The organism is Gluconacetobacter aggeris (assembly GCF_014174395.1).
Lineage (GTDB): Bacteria > Pseudomonadota > Alphaproteobacteria > Acetobacterales > Acetobacteraceae > Gluconacetobacter > Gluconacetobacter aggeris.
On sequence record NZ_JABEQD010000012.1, the window covers coordinates 54,489 to 73,547 of the forward strand.

Annotated in this window: 16 protein-coding genes and 1 pseudogene; 2 read left to right on the top strand and 15 right to left on the bottom strand. The window is 57.3% G+C overall.

Annotation, left to right across the window (positions count from 1 at the left end):
• Positions 1 to 141 precede the first annotated feature (141 nt).
• From HLH36_RS15275 to HLH36_RS15320, 10 genes are all read right to left on the bottom strand, one after another.
• On the bottom strand, positions 142 to 2,583 hold the full coding sequence (locus HLH36_RS15275) for a TonB-dependent receptor (RefSeq protein WP_182987197.1): 2,442 nt from the start codon (positions 2,581 to 2,583) through the stop codon (positions 142 to 144).
• A 281-nt stretch (positions 2,584 to 2,864) separates the two neighbouring features.
• Positions 2,865 to 3,302, bottom strand: coding sequence for a GNAT family N-acetyltransferase (locus HLH36_RS15280; protein ID WP_182987198.1), 438 nt, complete (start codon positions 3,300 to 3,302; stop codon positions 2,865 to 2,867).
• A gap of 51 nt (positions 3,303 to 3,353) precedes the next feature.
• Entirely contained in the window at positions 3,354 to 4,448 is a 1,095-nt protein-coding gene (locus HLH36_RS15285) for an Ldh family oxidoreductase (protein WP_246376928.1), read from the bottom strand.
• The gene (locus HLH36_RS15290; protein ID WP_182987200.1) at positions 4,396 to 6,633 is read right to left on the bottom strand and encodes a N,N-dimethylformamidase beta subunit family domain-containing protein; all 2,238 of its coding nucleotides are present in this window, start codon (positions 6,631 to 6,633) and stop codon (positions 4,396 to 4,398) included. Before HLH36_RS15290 ends, HLH36_RS15285 begins: the two co-directional genes overlap by 53 nt.
• A 156-nt stretch (positions 6,634 to 6,789) precedes the next feature.
• Positions 6,790 to 7,512 (bottom strand): amino acid ABC transporter ATP-binding protein, encoded by a 723-nt coding sequence (locus HLH36_RS15295; RefSeq protein ID WP_182987201.1) that lies wholly within the window; start codon positions 7,510 to 7,512, stop codon positions 6,790 to 6,792.
• Positions 7,509 to 8,162 carry an amino acid ABC transporter permease gene (locus tag HLH36_RS15300; RefSeq protein ID WP_182987202.1) on the bottom strand — a complete coding sequence of 218 codons (654 nt, stop codon included), beginning with the start codon at positions 8,160 to 8,162 and terminating at the stop codon, positions 7,509 to 7,511. Before HLH36_RS15300 ends, HLH36_RS15295 begins: the two co-directional genes overlap by 4 nt.
• 10 nt (positions 8,163 to 8,172) lie before the next feature.
• Positions 8,173 to 8,835 (bottom strand): amino acid ABC transporter permease, encoded by a 663-nt coding sequence (locus tag HLH36_RS15305; protein ID WP_182987203.1) that lies wholly within the window; start codon positions 8,833 to 8,835, stop codon positions 8,173 to 8,175.
• A 232-nt stretch (positions 8,836 to 9,067) separates the two neighbouring features.
• The gene (locus HLH36_RS15310) at positions 9,068 to 9,889 is read right to left on the bottom strand and encodes a transporter substrate-binding domain-containing protein (RefSeq protein ID WP_246376916.1); all 822 of its coding nucleotides are present in this window, start codon (positions 9,887 to 9,889) and stop codon (positions 9,068 to 9,070) included.
• A gap of 136 nt (positions 9,890 to 10,025) precedes the next feature.
• On the bottom strand, positions 10,026 to 11,033 hold the full coding sequence (lhpH, locus tag HLH36_RS15315; RefSeq protein WP_182987204.1) for a trans-3-hydroxy-L-proline dehydratase: 1,008 nt from the start codon (positions 11,031 to 11,033) through the stop codon (positions 10,026 to 10,028).
• Between the two features lie 578 nt (positions 11,034 to 11,611).
• Positions 11,612 to 12,277, bottom strand: a complete 666-nt coding sequence (locus HLH36_RS15320; RefSeq protein ID WP_182987205.1) for a GntR family transcriptional regulator — start codon at positions 12,275 to 12,277, stop codon at positions 11,612 to 11,614.
• A gap of 653 nt (positions 12,278 to 12,930) precedes the next feature.
• Between HLH36_RS15320 and HLH36_RS15325 the strand changes: the two are divergent.
• Positions 12,931 to 13,170: pseudogene (locus tag HLH36_RS15325) on the top strand (integrase core domain-containing protein); the annotation flags it as partial.
• 263 nt (positions 13,171 to 13,433) lie between these two features.
• Here the strand turns inward: HLH36_RS15325 and HLH36_RS15330 are convergent.
• Entirely contained in the window at positions 13,434 to 14,327 is an 894-nt protein-coding gene (locus tag HLH36_RS15330; RefSeq protein ID WP_182987206.1) for an SDR family oxidoreductase, read from the bottom strand.
• 61 nt (positions 14,328 to 14,388) lie between these two features.
• A complete protein-coding gene (locus HLH36_RS15335; RefSeq protein ID WP_182987207.1) occupies positions 14,389 to 15,129 on the bottom strand; it encodes an SDR family oxidoreductase in 741 nt (246 codons plus the stop codon).
• A gap of 113 nt (positions 15,130 to 15,242) precedes the next feature.
• Between HLH36_RS15335 and HLH36_RS15340 the strand changes: the two genes are divergently transcribed.
• Entirely contained in the window at positions 15,243 to 16,136 is an 894-nt protein-coding gene (locus tag HLH36_RS15340) for a LysR family transcriptional regulator (protein ID WP_182987208.1), read from the top strand.
• A 90-nt stretch (positions 16,137 to 16,226) separates the two neighbouring features.
• Here the strand turns inward: HLH36_RS15340 and HLH36_RS15345 are convergent, their stop codons facing one another.
• The 3 genes from HLH36_RS15345 to HLH36_RS15355 form a co-directional block, all read right to left on the bottom strand.
• Positions 16,227 to 16,901: a GNAT family N-acetyltransferase gene (locus HLH36_RS15345; RefSeq protein ID WP_246376917.1), complete on the bottom strand. Its 675-nt coding sequence runs from the start codon at positions 16,899 to 16,901 to the stop codon at positions 16,227 to 16,229.
• Positions 16,902 to 17,017: 116 nt separating this feature from the next.
• The gene (locus HLH36_RS15350; RefSeq protein WP_182987210.1) at positions 17,018 to 17,923 is read right to left on the bottom strand and encodes an NAD-dependent epimerase/dehydratase family protein; all 906 of its coding nucleotides are present in this window, start codon (positions 17,921 to 17,923) and stop codon (positions 17,018 to 17,020) included.
• Entirely contained in the window at positions 17,920 to 19,032 is a 1,113-nt protein-coding gene (locus tag HLH36_RS15355) for an alkene reductase (RefSeq protein ID WP_182987211.1), read from the bottom strand. The genes HLH36_RS15350 and HLH36_RS15355 overlap by 4 nt, the downstream gene beginning before the upstream one ends.
• Positions 19,033 to 19,059 lie beyond the last annotated feature (27 nt).

The window sequence follows — 19,059 nt, forward strand, 5'->3', positions numbered from 1 at the left end:
GCGGTGGACATTTTTTTGCGCGGTGGACATAAGGACACTTCCCAAAGGTTTTGTCTGAATCTATGTCTGCCAAGTCGTTATGCCGACCCTCGAGACTTGGGCCGTCTCGTTCGAAACGGCCCAAGCAAGTTTGCGCTTCTGTTAAAAATCAACGCGGAGCGAACCGAAGAACATGCGTGGGGCGCCTACCAGCATGGATTGGTTAAGTTCGCCGGTTGCTGCGGTCATGGAGTTTCCATTTTCGCCCATCGTAGAGATATAGCGAACGTTCGACAGGTTGTTGATGGAGAAAGACAGCGTTGTCTTCTTCATGAAGCCAAAATTACGATTATACCGTCCCAGATTGCCGAAATGATATTGGACACCCAGATTCGAGATCCAGTAGCCTGGAACTTTGATGTCTCCAGTATAATCGTAGTTGCGCGTCCCCACATAACTGCCGTCGATATAGGCGCTGATCGCATGCCAATCATAGGACAAGCGCGCCTTGTACATAAAGCGCGGATAGTTCACGACCTGCTTGTTGGCCAGTGCATAGGTTACGCCACCCGTTGTCAGGTTGCTGTCGTATACCGCGTGATTGTAACTGATGCTGTTGGTCAACGCGAGGTGTTCGATCGGCATGATCGTCAGTTGCGCGTCGACACCGTTCATAGTCACACCACCGACATTTGCAACGGCGGAAATCGGGTCCAACGCTGGGCCGGCGGTGATTTGCTGCAGTCGGTTATTGAAGTTCGTCCGATAGGCATAGACTGACGCCGCCAGCAGACGGTCATTATAGCGATAGCCGATCGCATAGGTCCAGGCCGTTTCGGGACGGATCGACGCCGCTGAATAATTATAGGCGGCTTGAGTCACCGCGAAGGGCGAGTTCGAAAGATTATAGCCGGATTGGGCGTAGGTATGCACATTCTCGGAGATATCGAAATAGATCTCGTGATGCTGCAGGAAATGATAATCGGCGGAAATATGCGGCAGGAACGCCTTCGCGGTAGTCAGCCCGACACCCGAGGTGATTGGTCCAACATTGCCATAATAGGATTGGTTCAAATAACCATCGCCGACACGGGTCGTATTCAGAAGCGATTTGAACCCAAAATGCAATGCCAGATTCCGGACTGGACTGTACGTATCCTGCACAAAAGCCGTAAAAGTATTGGTGTTGTAGTTCTGGTTGAAGACCTCGGCAAATGGATTGCTGTAATGAGACAGTGAATAGAGGGGCGATCCTTGAATGACACCGTCGACGACAAGAGGTTGCTGATACTGGAACATTGGCGAGATATAACTATTATTCTCGTACCAGACACCGCCGCCGATATGGTTGTGAGCAATGTCATACGTCGCCTGCGACAGGACGCCGAAACGCTGGATAGCCGGTTGCTTGACGATTTCGCTCAACGGCGCGCCGTTGGGCGACGAGGCAAAGGGGGTGGCCCAAGTCGTTTGGTTGGTCTCGCCGTGGCCATAGGCCGTCGTCGTCCAGCGCAAGGAATCGGTCAAGGCGAAATCGGCTTTGATATATCCTAACTTATCGTCTTCGTTCGTCGCTCCGTCATAATAGGAGGCATCCGCCGGATCGCCCAGGCCGGCAAAGTTCGCTGGGAATGCGCCACCTGGCAACCCCTGCGTCGCCAGAGCCGCATTGTAGGCAGCAATGTAGCCGCTGGCATGCCCGTTATAGTAATCGTCGGCCATCCAGCCGAGATGCTTGAGCATGTCGGGCGACACGTCCTGGTAGTTGAATTGGTGCAGATCGCCCCAATCGAAATAAGCCGAGATACTACTGTCATTACCGATCGGCTGGAGGAACTTCGCGTTAAGTTGCTGATAGAACTGATCGCCCGCGCCCTTCCACCTATTTGTGTCGTTCCGCATATAGGACACGTAGAAGCGTGTACCGCTGTGATTCAAGGCACCGCTATCGACGCGGGCGAAAGTGTGGAAAGCGGAATAGCTGCCGAAGCCCTGCAGTACGGAGCCGCCGAATTTTTCACTTGGATCAAAGCTGTGGTATTCGAGCGAACCGCCAAGGTTGTTCGTGGCAGCCACCGATTCAGCGCCAGCTCCCTGCGAGACATCGATCCGTTCCACGTTTTCCGAAGAAACAGCCAAAATCGGGCTAAGACCATTATAGTTGCGGTAGGTCATCGCGCCTAGTGGCACACCATCGAGTGTCACGCCAAGTTCCTCCTGCTGGAACCCATGCATATAGATTTGCGCCGACCAGGTATCGACGCCCTGCGGGTCGTTGGACTGGAAGATGACGCCAGGTAGGTTCCCCAGGGCCTTTAGCGGATTGGATCCCGGTGGATTCTGTGAAATCATGGTCTGACCCATTGTCACTTGCGCGCCACGGGCAATATGTCGGGCAACAACGCCTACTTCTTCGGGCGCTCGGGCTTGGGCCGGGCTGTCGGGTGTAGTCCCGCGATGCGCGGCAGGCGCCGTTGGCGCGCCGTGCTTTGGTGCGACTCCGATAGATGTGTCCTTCGTCGCCGCCATCGCACCGTGGTCGATGTGGCCGGACATCATCGTTGTTGCCAGCAAGATATTGCAAAATACAATTCTCTTATTCATATGGCATTCCGCCTCTGTTTCGGGTTGTTATTGTAGCTATATATTTATGATTTCGCCGCTAACGGAGCATTGATCCTGTTGGTGGAAGATTAGTCACAGGCGTCCGTTTTGGAATCGTTATGATGTGTGGGCGCGATTTGCAACCCGATTCGGAGACATTTTCTTCATTTTTCTCGCTTTTGTATTACTTTTTCTAGATATGTGGTCATCGTGGCATGATGCTCAGATCGCCTCCGACTGAGCGATAGATCGGGTTACAGAAAATTCTCGCAAATCGGAAATCATGAGGTCTTTCTCATAAAATGTAGTCCTGACAACGATGACGTGAATCCCCACTTTTCATAGAAGGGAACCATTTCCTCAAGGCAGTAGAGTTCCCGGTGCGTGACGTTGACGATGGAGGAATCGTTCATCACTGTTTCCATTAGCAGACCGCCGAGTCCCGTATTACGCCAGGTACTTTTGACGATGATGTCAAAAATTATCGCCTTGTACACGCCATCGGTCAGGACACGCGCAAACGCGATAAGCTCGTCGTCACCCGGATCTATGAATGCGAATATCGGCCCCCCAGACTGTAAGATTTTTTCGACATCGGACCTGATTCGTCCCTTCGTCCACCATTCGCCCTGAAATAGCGCCACCAATTGATCAATGTGCGAATCGGTCAACGAACGACGAAGCTCGATACGGTTTCCATCGTGTGAGATGCTGTTCATTCGTGCCTCCGAAAGCAGGATCGCGGGAATTGGTTGAGAGCTGCGGCGTGATCACGACACGAATGCGTTGTGATCGGCCAGGGTCTCCAGGTAACGGAGATCTTCCTCCAAAATGGGAATGCCAAGCTGGCTTGCGTTCAAACGGCTCTCATATCGCCGTTTGCCCGGCAGGCGCTCTTGGCCTGCTTCGCGAAGCCGATCGCACAGCAGAGCGACGCGGCGGCTGAAACCGAAATTGCCTCCGCGGTCGGGGTCGATGACGATTAGTAATTGTCCGGCTTTTGGTGTCTGCGCACCGATGCAATCGCCAAAATCGTTTTCGAACGACAATTGGCCTCCAGTCAAGGCGCCCGCCATCAGTTCAACCATGAGCGCTATTGACGACCCTTTATACCCACCAAAGGTGTTCAGCGCCCCGCCCTCCAGAACCTGATGGGGATCGGTTGACGGGTTGCCGGCACGATCGACGCCCGTACCCGGCGGAAGTGGCCGGTTGGCAAGCGCGTGCAGCCGGACTTCGCCATTGGCCATTACGCTTGTCGCCTGATCCACGACGAGGGGATCTGCACCGGCAATCGGCGTCGCGAAAGCAACGGGGTTTGTGCCGTAGACCGGGGTATGGCCACCATGTGGTACGACATTAGCCAGGCCATTGACGAAAGTGATGGCCAAGAGGCCACGGCGCGCGAATGGTTCGACATCGGGCCAAAGCGCACTGAAATGATGGGAATTTCGGGTGGCGACAACGGCGATACCCGTGCGTGCGACAGCGGTATCGATGTCCTTCGCGGCGGCGGCCAATGCCGCCTGCGCAAATCCGTTTCGCGCGTCTATGCGAATGAACGATGGGCTGACCGAACTGACTTCGGCCACCGCATGCCCATCCACCCAGCCGGTCTTCAGAGATGCCAAATAGCCAGGAATGCGAAATATGCCGTGGCTGATAGCGCCGTCACGTTCGCAGCCCGCGCAATTCGCGGCCAAAATGTCGGCGGTGGAGCACGATACCCCGTTATGAATGAAGATTTCCTTGAGAAGCAATTCAAGGGCTTCGAATGCGATATGGATCTCAGTGCGTTCAGCGGTCATTGCTTTAGGTACCATCTGAGCTTGAGGTTGATTGTCCTGGATGCGCCGGCGCAGCATTTTCACCACGCGATGCCTCGAGGAATTTGCGCAGGCAATTCTCAAGAAGCTGGGAAACATTATTCTGATAGCCGTTATGCGAAAGGCTGCCGCAGAACGTAATGGAACCGACCGAGAATAAGCCGCCGCCATTTGGCGCGATGCCATAGACGATGTTGGAGCGTATGCCACCGTGTGGCCGCCGACTTCCGTCAATCACGCTAGGCAGAAGCAACTCCTCGAATGTGGTTACAAAACTTGGCCCATGCCCTTCGGACGTAGCGACCACCGTCACGAAATCCGGCGTTCCAAGATCGGATGCGGCTTGATCGATCTCAAAGCCGGCTGCACCACCACCTGAAAGACCAAAGTCGCCTATTCTTTGATCGGACGGAATGCCGGCAAACAGGAATGCCAGGCCGCTCTGGCATGATTCCCGAGTCCGGACGTAATAAGTCCCTTCGAAGGCGCCTTCGGCTGTAAAGCCGACCCCCGCAACTTTCTGCGGGGGGATGCCATTTCGACGCCACAACCCGCCGTATTCGCCATCGAGTTGATTGTAATATTCGCCGGGCTGGCTTGCCCACACGCGCATGCCGCCTTCTGCCCGACGAACCTCGATGACATGAGGCTGGGACGCGTCCCGGCCGATTTTCCAATAAAACCCGTTCCCGCCCAGATACATCAGTTTACCACCGCCCTCCCTGTAGGCGATGAGAGCATTGATGGTCCGGCGCGTGTGATATTCAGGGTGTGAACCGGTCAGAACGATGTCGTAGGGTGAAAGTGCATGCACGCCTTCACGGTCCAGATCTTCGTCCGTCAGAACGTCGAACGCAAAACCCTTGGCTTTCAACCAGTCAGTTAGATGCGAGTCCGCCGGAAAGCCACGCAGCCCCGAGCCGTTTTCGTCGTGGTAGACGAGATATTGCGGCCGCATCGTCAGGAGGGGGCGCAATCGCGATGACAGCGTAATACCCGACCCGTCCGGATGGCGGTTGTAGGTCGAATAGCCGTATGCTCCGACGACATCCGGATTGTGAGGATACCCACCCCACTCTTTCACCCGAGCTTCCAGTGGACCGGAAAAATTGCCTCGCGCGTGGTTTGCGTATGCCATGTAAGTGAAGGTCGGTGCAAGAAACACTATTCTCTGGCGAGCGGCATCAGAGGCTGGAAGAATATAGAAAGGAATCGTATCTGTTCCAACATGGTTGTCGATCATGAGACCGTATACGCCGGATGGAACATCAGCTGGTACTTCAACGGAGATTGTCGTGTCCCATTTGCAGTCACTCAGATCGTCCGAATGAAAGGTGATGGCCGCATATTCTGTGCGCGCATGCTTCCAATCCATATTGAGGCCGGTCCAACCCGATGATCGCACGGCGCGCATCGGCAAGTTGATCAACGACAGGCGGTGAGTGCGATTCACATCGTCCTCCACCCACTCACTGTTGTCCGAATTCTCAAAAGTCCAGCTGGCTATAATGTCGTTTGCAGAAAATGGGTCTGAACGTGAATTCCTGTAGAGACGCGGTCCCTCAATCGAGCCATTGAAGCAGGCTTCGGGATGGCCGATCCAGGCCGCCGCAAAGCAGATATGATCGACGTGCCCGAGCATTTCAGGAATGCCACGAAGTGGCTTAAATACCTCAGAATATTTTGGGGACCCGACGACACATATTGCGGTGGAGATACCATGCTCGTGAAATGTCACCTTCAGCCTGGTCCATTCATGCGTGCGCAGTTCGAGATCGAGCTCCTCGCCTTCGTGAGTCGAGTGCAGCGCCTCCAGAAAGAGACATCCGCTCTTCACGACTAGGGCGATGCCCTTCGAGCCATCGAGATTCTGCAGAGAAACTATGGTCTGGATTTCAGGAGTGGCTAGGGTCGGCCGGACGACAAGCTCAATCGTCAGGCTTCGCGATTCGGCGATCTTCGGAATGGGGCCAATCGCGCAGGATCCCATATGGATCTTCTGCTCTTTTGCCGAATACTCTGGCTCCAGGCCAAAGTCCACGTCTGCGTATTTTAAGCCAGGCCCAAGTGGATTGGGATCGCAGCAATCTATCTTGACAACCTTTGCGACAATATTTCGGTCTTCGAGGGATGATATCTTGAACTCAAGTCGTTCTCCCGCCTTCGCGCTGAGCGGGGTCACGTAGCCAATTACCGCCGGAAGAATGTTATGTTGAGCAAGCATGTATCACCAATCGATGAGACGATAATAGGAGGTCGGCGACTCACTACACGAAGACCGATGTCACCGTGCCAAGCCTCTTCATTCTGGCACGCCAGGGCTCCCGATTCCCTGGACCTAAGTCTCGGTCGGAAGCGAGATCCGTGACTCGTGTTGCCGTCAAATCGCCGACCGCAGGAAATCTATTGTTTCCGGTCTTTCCGGGCTCTCGAAGATCTGATCGGGTGTGCCCAATTCATGAATCTGACCTTTGCAGAAAAATGCGACGCGGTCGGATACCTCGCGTGCAAAGCGCATTTCATGCGTTACCACGATCATGGTCATTCCTTCGTGGGACAACATGCGGAGCGTATCGAGCACTTCTCCCACCAGTTGCGGGTCGAGCGCAGACGTCACTTCATCGAACAACATATAATCTGGTGACATGGCCAGTGCGCGTGCAATAGCCATTCTCTGCTGTTGTCCACCCGATAAGCGGGACGGAAAGCTCTTGAGCTTTTCACCAAGGCCCACATGTCGAAGTTGCTCGATCGCAATTTCCTCAGCTTCATGCCGAGATTTTCTTAGAACCTTTCGCGGAGCCAGCATGACGTTTTCGAGGACAGTCAAATGTGGAAAGGCGTTCCACTGCTGGAATACGATGCCAATCTTTCGTCGGAGCCTGTTGATATCAGTACTTTTCGCGTGGACCTCGACACCATCGACGCTGATACGCCCCTTTTCAATCGCCTCAAGCCCGTTGATGCACATCAGCATCGTCGACTTGCCAGAGCCGGATCCACCGATCATCGAGAGGACTTCACCCTTTTCCACGCTCAGGCTCACACCCTTGAGAACATGTAATGGGCCGAAGTGTTTATGTACGTCTTCTATTTGGATCATTGTATTTGCCACCGTCTCTCAAGGTGTGCCCCGAGCCTCGCAATGGGGAAGCTCATCAGGAAATAAATCAGACCCGTAATTGTCAGGATCAGGAGCGGCTCCTGCACTCGGCTTGTGATAATCTGGGAGCTGCGAAGAAGTTCGATGATGCCAATCCAGAGAACAAGCGATGTATCCTTCATGACCCCGAGGGACAGCCCGATCCAGCTCGGAAAGACTATCCTGGTTGCCATCGGCAGGGTGATCGACACGACCTCTTGCCACCAACTCATGCCAAGCGATCGGGCTGCGCGACGAGTCGCCGGCGGCACTGCCAATACGCCGCTCCTGACGAGTTCGGTGCAGAAGGCTGCGGTATAAATTCCGAGACAGATGCAGGCTATGACGTAGGGCGACCAGTGGAGTCGGAACATGCTGTTGAACGAGTTGAACAATACCAATTGAATCAACAGTGGCACGGATCGGAAGATATCCAGAGCGCCGCCGAGTGGCCAGCTGATCCACCACAGCGCGCCGGCGCGCACGAGGCCGAACAGCACGCCGAGGATCGTTCCCAGTGCGACGGATGCCAACGTGATGGCGATGGTAACGATCGCACCATCCAACAGGAAAAGGATATCGTTCCAGGATAACGAGGAGTCAAAGAACATTGTCCAGTCCTCAGTAGCGAAACAAGCGCCAAGCGAGTAGACGAGCGAATATTGTGCATATTTTTGACATTACATAGTATAGACATGCAGATACAAAAAAATATTCGAATGTACGATATGTTACGACATTCAGTTGCTGCGTCACCCCGGTCAAGTCGCTGGTAAGTCCGACTACGGCCCCCAGGGATGTCATCAGGATCGACCACACCATCTGATTCGTGAGGGCGGGGAAGGTCACACGCAGCATCTGGGGTAAGACGATATGCCACAATGTCGGGACCGCTCCCATTCCCAGCGAGCGGGCAGCGCGTATCTGGGCTTCCGGAACAGCGGAAAAGCCGCCCCTAAACGTTTCAGCGAGGTAACCAGCATTGTTGAACGTAATGCCAAATACAAGTGCGGAGTAAGGTTCGATACCGATCCCGAGTGAACCTAGTCCGAAATAGATCCAGTAAATCTGGAATAGGGCAGGGGTATTTCGCGCGACTTCGATCCAGATGCCGGCCAGGCGCGATAGGATTTTTAGATTGGATCGTTTTGCAAGTGCCAGCAGGATCGCCAAGGCAGTCCCGACCGACATTGCCATGATCGCGATTTCCAAGGTGACTGACGCACCCCATAGCATTTCGGGAAGTGATCGCAGAACCGGACGCCACTGGAAGGTGTAGGACATAAGATTACCTCGTCATGCGCGCACCTGATTTCTTGTTTCAGGAACTCGTCATTTCACTGAGCGACGGAACTCCACGATCATCGCCGTCTGGGCAGCACCCGCCTATTTGCCGGCCAGACTCGTATTGAGGCTGGCGTAATGCCCGGATTGAATTTGCCGAGCGATGGACCAGTTGATACCATCCAGCGGGAATCCAATCGCTTGATCGGATGCCCGATTTGACGTTGACAGGCTAACGGTAGGTTCCCGGGACTGTGAGACTGGGAGCAGGCCCACCTTCGGTACCCACCCATTTCGCGTAGAGCTCGGCATATCGGCCTGAACGAACCTGCCGGTTCAGGAACAGATTTACGTAATTGAGTAGTCCCTGTTCCTGACGCGCGATCAGGAATGCGCAGTAATCGGGCGCTACCGGCGCGTCGCCGACGATCTTAAGGCCGGGGTATTTTCCCGATCGAATCAGGTTGGTCGCTATGACGGGTGTCGTGTATGTTGCGTCGATCTTTTTTTCGCCGAGGGCAAGGAACGTATCCGATTGGGATTGGAAGGTTAGGATCTTGCTTCCAGGGTCCCCAAACCCATGAACGGTCTTTTCGAGTGCGAGTGTCTCGTAGGCCCCTGCCGGCCCGCCGACCGCATGGCCTTTCATGGTCTCGGCACTTGCGATGCCGGAGTCTTCGCGGGCAAGAATAATCGTCTTGAAGACGAAATAGGGGATGGAGAAGCCGATTGTTCGTGCCCGCTCAAGCGTGTCGGACGCGACGGCGATGCCCACATCCGCGCGTCCTGATAGAACCGCGGGGATACGGTCCGGATCCGGAGTATCGACAATTTCAGGCTCAACGCCCAGTGCTTTTGCCAAATCGTTGCAATAATCGACGTCGAAGCCAATGGGCTTGTTGTCCTTGTCGCGCGCCCCATTCGGTGGAAAATCAAGTTCAACCGCGCAGCGCAGTTTGCCAGACGAAATGATATCATCCAGCTGGTCTGCGTGGGCTATTGAAGTTCCCGAGGCTACAAATGCTGTAGCAAAGATAACCATAATGAGGCGCAATTTTCTGTTCCCTTCCTGCCGGTGAGATTGAAACCCGAGATATGAGCGGTATCATCGTAGGACCTGTGGCGGACATGTTCTACGATGAGGCCGCGTCTTATTCCGAGTTTAACAGGCGCCGAACGAATAACTCAAATTATTGTACAAGAAAGCCGTAGGTAAGCGGGTCTTCTTCATCGATGATCCAGTTTGCAAAGCCGCAGATATAGGCGTTTCCGCTGATTTCGGGGACGACCGCGTCGAATTCGCCGACTTTTGTCTCGCTGAGGATGCGCCCTTTGAACACCGTCCCGATGATGGACTCGTTTACCAGGGTATCGGATTCTGAAAGTTCTTTGCGAAGGTACAGCTGTGCGACGCGCCCCGCAGTACCCGATCCTGTCGGCGATCGGTCGATCGCCCTGTCGGCATAGACGCAGCAGTTTGCTTGGGTGGAGCCTTCGTGACGAGGGTCGCCGTAGACCATGACGCCGTAAACATCGTTGAACTCGGGGATCTCGGGGTGAACGACCGACATTTCAGCATTCACCGCGGCTTTGATTTCATTCCCGAATTGCATGATCTTCTGTACATCTTTCTCACGGATGGCGATCTCGTGAGGGCGCCCGTCGACATAGAAATAGGTTGCCCCACCGTAGGCGATATCACCCGTTACCTTTCCGAAAGTCGGGGTGACGACCGTGACGTCGCGCTTGAAGATAAAGGATGGCACATTCACGAAGCGCACGGCCCCCGTGCGTTTTCCATCCCATTCGACGAAAGCTTCGATGAATCCGCAAGGGGCGTCAATGCCGACGCGTGTCGTCGGGGATTGTCGCTCGATCCAGCCCAGTTCGACAGCGGCGGTTGCAAGTGCGATGACGCCGTGCCCGCAATGGGGACTGTAGCCCATATTATTCAGGAAAATCACGCCAAAATCGGCATCAGGGCTGACAGGTTCCGTCAGATAGCCGCCATAGAGGTCTTTGTGTCCGCGCGGCTCAAGCATTACGGCACGCCGATATTGATCCGCATTCTGCTCCAGCCAGGCGCGGCGTTCGACGATCGTGTTGCCCGGAATCTTCGGGAGGCCCTGTGTCACGAGTCGGAACGTTTCGCCGCAGGTATGCAGTTCTACAGTTGCCAGCGATCTTTCATACTGCATCTTCTATCTCCACAACCACCCGTAATGAATGCCGTCAGGAATGCGCGGTTGACCAGGCCCGGCCTTTGCTCTCGCGCACTTTTCCCGAACGCATCACGCACCTGCTGGACGATGACGCGGGTTCGTATCGAATCTCGTATACGATGTTCGTGAATAGCGTCAACCAGAAAAATAGACGCGAGGGCGATCATTGCCGCATGCCGTCGGGCCAGGTTCGCTGAACCCGCCTTCGGTTGTCGGATGAAAGGCGCGATCAGCATATCCGGCGCCCGGATGTAGCTGTATTGCGGGAAGATGGGTGTGATCTGGGTGCGCGGCTGCGGTCTTCGTGGAAAGAAGACCAAGGCACCATGATAATTGCGCGAGGGCCGGTAGAGGCTGCTCGGCTGCCGTCTTGCCGGCGGCCGGCCCGTCTGGATGGGCGGCGATGGGAATTCGGCGGTTTGTTACGGAGCGGCTGAATGCAGACCGGTATCCGCTTTTTTTTGGGGGGGGTGCATTATTACGGCATGGTGACGAGCGGACCTGGCGGTGCTCTTACGTCACAGAGTGGACCTTAACGATATAAATCTTCGACTTTACTTCCGAAGATTCATCAAAAGCGATTCGCAAGTTTTAGTTATGTGCTGATGTAGTATTTCGGCTGCTTTATCGGCATCCCCTTTTTTGCAAGCTGCCAGTATCTGGCGATGTTCTCTTTCGTCAGGCCCAGTTCCACCACAAAGAGTAAGTTGAATTCTTAGGTAACGCTCAATTCGGTCATTGACGGAGCGAATAAGGTTCAGGAGGAACGGCCGATCTGCGTCCTCGTAGAGGCATGAATGAAACTGCCAATTAAGTTCGGACCAGCGTGCCACATTCGTCTCTTGCGCAAAAGCATCACAATATTCTTTCGCTCTCTTGAGAGTATTGGGAGTCATTTTAGGCACGGAGAGTTTGATCGCGTTTGATTCTAGTATTGCCCTAACCTCGAAAATCTGCGCGATTTCCGGCTCTGAGATGCTTGCGACGACCGCGCCACGATTCCGATGAAATTCGACAAGACCTTCAGCCTCTAATCTTTTTAGAGCTTCTCGCACTGGAATTTTACTGACGTCGAACAGTTTTGCGACGTCGTCCTGGCGGATGAATTCGCCTTCATCAAATGCTCCGCTGACTATCGCCTCGCGGATATGTTTGACGATGATCTCGGATGCTGTTGGCGCAGAGCCAAGAGACGGGAGATCTGCGGGATTGAGTGGCAACGATATCTCCAAGTCCGGGGTCGAAGTGTCGAATAAAATATCGTATCCAATATCACATTACAACACGTTGGCGCAATGCGGTAACGGAACGGGACCTTATTCGTGACGTTGCGGGTGGTTGCCAGCAGCGCGTAGCTCGAAGGAACATACAACGTATACGATATTTAATGTGCCTCATTGGCTAATGGTTGTCCAGCGGCAATCAAGGGTATCACATTTGGCTGAGGATGGATTATATGAATTCACTGTACTTTCCGGAACGCTTCCGCTTGCGTTGGATGGAGATGTCTGACGTTGCGGAATGTAGAATATTGAGGGCGGCTCCTTCGGAGGATTGTGAGATTTCGTGTTCCGTGAACGCATCGGTTTCGTTTTCGATTCTCATCGAAGCCGTATCCAGTATCCAGTGCCGGCCGTTCTCCATTCGCCAGTAAGAGAAGCCGGCGCGGCATTGTGGATAGATGGCGCCGAAATGTAGGCCGAGTTGCGGAGGAAGGCCGGGCGAAAATCTGGCTTGTGATTGGGAGTCACGATTCTGATGGACCGCCCACATCCCCGTGGACTTATCAGCATTATGCCGATTAGACGGTTGCCTGGCCAGAAGGGATCAGACCAAGCAGATCTTCCAACATAGGGGACCCGTGCGTGGGTAGATCCGCATCAGCATGGATGGGTGCGGTCGATGGCCGGACAATGTCTTCATCGAACGCCTCTGGCGGTCATCGAAATAGGAATCCGTGCATCTCGTCGCTTTCGAGACCGGTTCGGAGTTCCCGACCTGGTTGGCAAAATGGATTGGTCATTATAGTGCGCGGCGCCCGCACTCGGCGCTCACTGGGCGCACGTCCGATGGGGCATATCATGGATCTGCTCCGACACCGTTGCCGGGTTAACCCGGCAACGGTGTCGGTCAGCAGCAGCGAAAAATTGGCGGAATGGCAGCACTGGGTGATAGCTTATTCTAGGCTCAAGCCCATCTGAAGGAAGGGCGCACCTCTGTTAACCGGAGGGAGTAGGCAGCTGAACCGCCTGTTTCCTGCCACGAACGCTTATCACCACAACAGTCGAAGGGTATAAACGGATACCCGACGGTTACCGGATGTCGATCCGCAGCGAGGCACTCAATACGGATCGATATTGCGAGAGGGCAGAAAGATCAGATCTTCGGCGAAAGCAGGTCTTCCAGTCCGATCCGTCGGAACATCTCGGCCCGCACCCGATCGGCGACGCCGTTGACGATCTCACAGCCGTCCTGCGACGGATCGATGTGGACGCGGAACGGGCGTCTGCCGAATGGCAGATCGACGACACGGACGATCGCCTCGGCCACGGTGCCGACATCCGCGTCCACCGGTTCCAGAGAGGCAAGTCCCTTCAGCGATTGCTCCGCCAGGCCGGCATAGGGGCCTTCGTCATATTCGGCCGCGCGCGCCGTGTCGGCGGGTGCGCCGGAATGGGCGAAATGGTTGGTGCCCTTCGTAAACGCGCCCGGCACGACAATCGAGGTCTCGATACCCCACCGTGCCAGCTCCCCGGCATAGCTGACCGCGAGCGAGTCCATCGCCGCCTTCGCCGCGAAATAGGGCGAGAGATAGGGCGGCGTGCCGCCGCGTGCGCTGCTCGAGGATACCCAGACCACAAGCCCGCGTCCCTGCTTGCGCAGGTAAGGCAGTGCCGCGCGATTGACGCGCTGGGTGCTGAGCACGTTGATGTCGTAAAGCTGGGCGAATTGTTCCGGCGTAAAGGCTTCCGCCGGACCGAACGACATGTGCCCGGCATTGTGGATGACGACGTCCAAGCGTCCGGCCTCGGCGATGATCCGCGCGATCCCCGCGTCGACGGACTCGCTGTTCGCGACATCGAGTTCGACGCTCCGCAAATCCACGCCGTGTTCGGCGGCATAGCGTGCAACCTCGGCGACCTGCGGCGCATTGCGCCCGGTGGTCTCGCGCATGGAAGCGTAGACGGTATGCCCGGCATGAGCGAGGGCACGGGCCGCGAGCGCGCCGAAGCCGCTGGAGGCCCCGGTGATGACGATGATCTGTTTCATGACACGCAGTCCTTCATGGAAGAGGAGGCGTCCGGCATCGCACCGGACGCCGGGGGCTGGTTCAGATGACGCCGCCATTGGCACGCAGCGTCTGGCCGTTGATCCACGCGCCGTCGGGCCCGGCGAGGAAGGCGACGCTGGCGGCGATATCCTCGGGCTGGCCCAGGCGCTCCAGCGGCGCCAGCTTCGACAGACGGTCGATGAGTTCCGGCGACTTTCCGTTCAGGAACAGGTCGGTCGCGGTCGGGCCGGGGGCCACCGCATTGACGGTGATGGCGCGGCCCCGCAGTTCCTTGGTCAGGATGGAGGTCAGGGCCTCGACGGCGGCCTTGGTGGCGGCATAGACGCCGTAACCCGGTTGCAGGAGCCCCGTGACGCTGGACGAGAAATTGATGATCCGCCCGCCGTCGTGCAGACGTTTCGCCGCCTCGCGCAGCGTGTTGAACGTGCCCTTGAGGTTGACCGCGACCTGGCGGTCGAAGGTGGCGTCATCGGTGTCGGCGATGGGCGAGAGCGTCATGATGCCGGCGTTGTTGACCAGCACATCGACGCCGCCGAACGCGGTCTCCGCCGCATCGAACATGCCGCGCACGGCCTGGGCATCGCTGACATCGGCCTGGGCGGTGATCGCGCGGCCGCCCTGTTCCTCGATCCTGCGCGCCAGGGCTTCGGCCGGGGCGGCGTTGCCGGAATAATTGATGATGACGGTGAAGCCATCCCGCGCCAGACGCTCGGCGATGGCAGCGCCGATGCCGCGCGACGCGCCGGTGACAAGGGCGACTTTGTGGGTGTTCTGGGTCATGGTTGGTCTCCTGTTTGGGCGATCCGCTGGGGATAGAAGGACCATGAACCTTTTCTTGATGCGGATAATCATGCATAATCCGGCATCATAAACCGGATAATACGAACAATCTGATGGACCGATTTGATGCCATGCGGGTGTTCACGCGGGTGGTGGAGCGGCGGAGCTTCACGCTCGCAGCGGGCGACCTCGGGCTCCCGCGCTCGACGGTGACGGACGCGGTCAAGCAGCTTGAAGCGCGGCTGGGCGTCCGGCTGCTGCAACGCACCACGCGGCATGTGAGTCCGACGCTGGATGGCGAGGCCTATCATCGTCGCTGTCTTGCGCTCATTGCCGACCTGGAGGATGCCGAGGCCGGCTTCGGCGGCGCGAAGCCGCGCGGCATGTTGCGGGTCGATGTGCATGGCACGCTGGCCCGCCATTTCGTGCTGCCACGCCTGCCGGACTTCCTGGCGACCTATCCCGAGATCGAACTGACCATCAGCGAAGGCGACCGGCTGGTGGATCTGATCCGCGAGGGGATCGATTGCGTGCTGCGCGTCGGCGATTTGCAGGACAGCGACATGGTGGCGCGACGGGTGACGATGCTGGAGGAAGTGACTTGTGCGGCCCCGTCCTATGTCGAGCGGTTCGGCTTACCTCAGGATATCGATGCGCTGGACGGGCATCGCATGGTCGGGTTTCGGTCGTCGGCGACCGGCGGGCTGCTGCCGCTGGAATTCATGGTTGGCGGCAGTCTGCGCATGGTCACATTGCCGAGCCCGGTGGCGGTGAATGGCGCGGAAAGTTTCGTGGCTGCCGCCAGGTTAGGGTTCGGATTGATCCAGGTGCCGCGCTACCATGTCGCACAGGACCTGGCGCGCGGCACATTGATATCCGTTCTCCCCGATTTTCCTCCGTCGCCGACGCCAGTCTCGCTGCTCTACCCGCGTAACCGGCAGCTATCGCCACGGGTGCGTGTGTTCATCGACTGGGTCGCCGGCCTGTTTCCGAAAATGACATTGTGACGGCCGAATGTGCTGGCTGATCGTGGGGAGCCATTCTTTACGTCCCTGGTCGGCGCCATCCATTGTGAAAACTTGTCGTCCGGCTCGCACTTATGTCCTGACTGCGGCCAGCTTTGCGATCTGTTGTCCGGCAGGATCGAAATTCCCTGGCTTGAGCCACGCCTCAAGTGCGGCTTTGATATCCGGCCAGTCGGTATCGGTCATTGCGAACCAGGCCGTGTCACGATTCTGACCCTTGGCCACCATATGGTTCCGAAAGATTCCTTCAAACCGGAAGCCGAACCGTTCGGCTGCTCGTTTGGATGGTCCGTTCAGATCGTTGCACTTCCACTCGAACCGGCGATAGCCGAGCGTGTCGAAGACATAGGATGCGAACAGGTACAGCGCCTCCGTGGTGACGCGGGTGCGTGCGATCGCCGGCCCCCACAGAATGCTGCCGATCTCGATGACGCCATGCGCTGAATCGATCCGCATCAGGGCCTGGCGTCCCTCGGCGCGGCCGGTCGCCTTGTCGATCACGGCGAAGAACAGGGGATCCTCGGATGTTGCCGCCTTCTCGATCCAGGCATGGAAGCTCGCGGCGTCAGCGGGTGTCGTCTCGAACAGGTAGCGGAACCGGTCATCGGCCCCCGGTTCCTGCGCCGAGCGCAGCAGATCGGCCTCATGACACGCCGGATCGAGCGGCTCCAGTCGCGTATAGCGCCCCTCCATGACATGGCGGGTAGGTCTGGGCACACCGACCCAGTTTGTCAGATCTGTTGTCATCGTCTGTCCAGACATCGCGTGGCTGTTTCCTGTCTTCCTATCGCAGCAGGCAGGTCGGCACCATGTGTCCATATGGTGCCGACCTGCCTGCCCATTGCCCAGTGCCAACCGGACAGTCAGATCTGGCCTTGCTGGTTCAGTCCCGTTTTCACCCACTCAAGGACGGAAGTGTGGGTGGGAGCCCAGCCCAGTTCACTTCGTGCCTTGCCCGCACGGACGCGACTGTTGGAACCCAGCGCGAAGACGGCCAGTTCGCGTCCCCAGCGGGCGATGGCCTCCTCTGCCGGCCAGCTCTGAGCTTCGCCAAGGCCAAGAGCCTTTGCAATGGCGCGCACCAGGTCGCCGAACGCGGCTTCGCCGTTCTCGACATAATAGAAGCTGCCGGCCGGAGCCTTTTCCAGCGCCAGCAAGTAGAGATCGGCCATGTCGGCGATGTGGACGTTCGACCAGATATTGAGGCCCCGGCCGATATAGCGGGCAATGCCACTTTCCTGCGCCTGTGCCACGAGAGGCGGAATCTGCACGCTCTGCGCGGGTGCGCCAAGTGTGTCCCCGTAGATCAGACTGTTGCACAATACGATGGTGCGCACGCCAGGTGCCGCCTCCATGATCAGCCGATTGAGTGCGACGCGATGCTTCTTGTCCGGCTCGGGCTTGACGGGTGTTTCCTCGGTGAAGATGGCCTCGGACGGTTCGCCCATGGCTTCATCGCCCACCAGACTGGTGCCGCTGGTATGGATGAAAGGCTTGCCCGTGCCGGCAAGACCGGCCAGCAGGGCTTCCACTGCGCCTTGGTGATCGCTGTCGGCCGCGTTGATGACGGCGTCGGCGGCTGCCGCCTCGGCACGCAGCAACGCCGCGTCGTCCAGCGTGCCGATGACCGGCTCGATCCCCTTGGCGCGAACGCTTTCCGCCTTGGCGGGAGAACGGATGAGGCCGCGCACCGCATGACCCTTGCTGGCCAGCAGGGCGGCGACAGAGCCGCCGATATAGCCGCTGGCGCCTGTAACAAAAATCTTCATGCCACAATGCTTTCTTCGGAATGGGTGGGGTAATCGGTGTAGCCGTGCGCGCCGCCGCCATAGTGGAGGGCGCGGTCGGCCGGAGCGAGCGGCCAGTTGTTTTCCAGACGTTCGACCAGATCGGGATTGGCGATGAACGGCTCACCGAAAGCCGCGATGTCGATCAGCCCTTCGTCGATCAGTCTTTCGGCGCGATCGCGGGTCATGCCCCCGGCCAGGATCAGAACCCCGTTGTAGCGCGCGCGGAACCTGCCGAAGAAGTCGGGCGGGATCGCCACACTGCCGCGCGACTTCTGATCCATCAGGTGGACATAGGCGAGACCGCGCTTGCTGAATGCGTCGGCGAGGAACAGATAGGTGTCCTCGATTTCGGGATAGGGCTGCATATCGAACAGGCCCCCGTAAGGAGAGAGCCGGATGGCGGTCTTTTCCGCGCCGATGCGCGCGATCACCGCATCGATCGCCTCCAGCACGAAGCGGGTGCGCCCTTCCAGCGTGTCGCCGCGATAGGCGTCGGTGCGGTCATTGACGGTCGGGTTCAGGAACTGTTCGATCAGATAGCCGTTCGCGCCGTGCAGTTCGACACCATCGAACCCGGCCGCGACGGCATTGGCGGCGGCTTGCGCGAAATCCGCGATCACGCCGCGCACTTCGTCGGTCGAGAGTGCGCGGGGTTTCGAGACGTCCACCGCGCCCGGCGTGCCGTTTTCCGTCAGCCCCCAGGCCTGGCTGTTGCGGGCGATCCGCGCGGTCGAACTGACAGGGGCTACGCCGCCCGGCTGGTTCGAAACATGGCTGACGCGCCCCACATGCCAGAGCTGGGTGAAGATCACGCTGCCCGCGTCATGCACGGCATCGGTGACCTTGCGCCAGCCTGCGACCTGGTCCGCGCGATACAGGCCGGGGATGGAGAGGAAGCCCTCGGCGGTGTCCGAAATGGGCGTGCCCTCGGTGATCAGCAGGCCGGCCGCCGCGCGCTGGCTGTAATAAAGTGCGTTCAGCGCATTGGGCACACCGTCAGGGTTGCGCGCGCGCGTCATCGGCGCCATCGCAATCCGGTTGCGCAACATATGGCCGCCCATCATGAACGGTTCGAACAAAGTCTTCATCGATTGAGATCCTTTGGGAAATTGATC

Bases quoted from the DNA above. Each gene is read 5' to 3' on its own strand.
- HLH36_RS15285 (WP_246376928.1), bottom strand. From the start codon at position 4,448: ATGCTGCGCCGGCGCATCCAGGACAATCAACCTCAAGCTCAGATGGTA.
- lhpH (WP_182987204.1), bottom strand. From the start codon at position 11,033: ATGCAGTATGAAAGATCGCTGGCAACTGTAGAACTGCATACCTGCGGC.
- HLH36_RS15295 (WP_182987201.1), bottom strand. From the start codon at position 7,512: ATGATCCAAATAGAAGACGTACATAAACACTTCGGCCCATTACATGTT.
- HLH36_RS15335 (WP_182987207.1), bottom strand. From the start codon at position 15,129: ATGACCCAGAACACCCACAAAGTCGCCCTTGTCACCGGCGCGTCGCGC.
- HLH36_RS15350 (WP_182987210.1), bottom strand. From the start codon at position 17,923: ATGAAGATTTTTGTTACAGGCGCCAGCGGCTATATCGGCGGCTCTGTC.
- HLH36_RS15290 (WP_182987200.1), bottom strand. From the start codon at position 6,633: ATGCTTGCTCAACATAACATTCTTCCGGCGGTAATTGGCTACGTGACC.
- HLH36_RS15355 (WP_182987211.1), bottom strand. From the start codon at position 19,032: ATGAAGACTTTGTTCGAACCGTTCATGATGGGCGGCCATATGTTGCGC.
- HLH36_RS15340 (WP_182987208.1), top strand. From the start codon at position 15,243: ATGGACCGATTTGATGCCATGCGGGTGTTCACGCGGGTGGTGGAGCGG.
- HLH36_RS15345 (WP_246376917.1), bottom strand. From the start codon at position 16,901: ATGACAACAGATCTGACAAACTGGGTCGGTGTGCCCAGACCTACCCGC.
- HLH36_RS15330 (WP_182987206.1), bottom strand. From the start codon at position 14,327: ATGAAACAGATCATCGTCATCACCGGGGCCTCCAGCGGCTTCGGCGCG.
- HLH36_RS15305 (WP_182987203.1), bottom strand. From the start codon at position 8,835: ATGTCCTACACCTTCCAGTGGCGTCCGGTTCTGCGATCACTTCCCGAA.
- HLH36_RS15300 (WP_182987202.1), bottom strand. From the start codon at position 8,162: ATGTTCTTTGACTCCTCGTTATCCTGGAACGATATCCTTTTCCTGTTG.
- HLH36_RS15275 (WP_182987197.1), bottom strand. From the start codon at position 2,583: ATGAATAAGAGAATTGTATTTTGCAATATCTTGCTGGCAACAACGATG.
- HLH36_RS15280 (WP_182987198.1), bottom strand. From the start codon at position 3,302: ATGAACAGCATCTCACACGATGGAAACCGTATCGAGCTTCGTCGTTCG.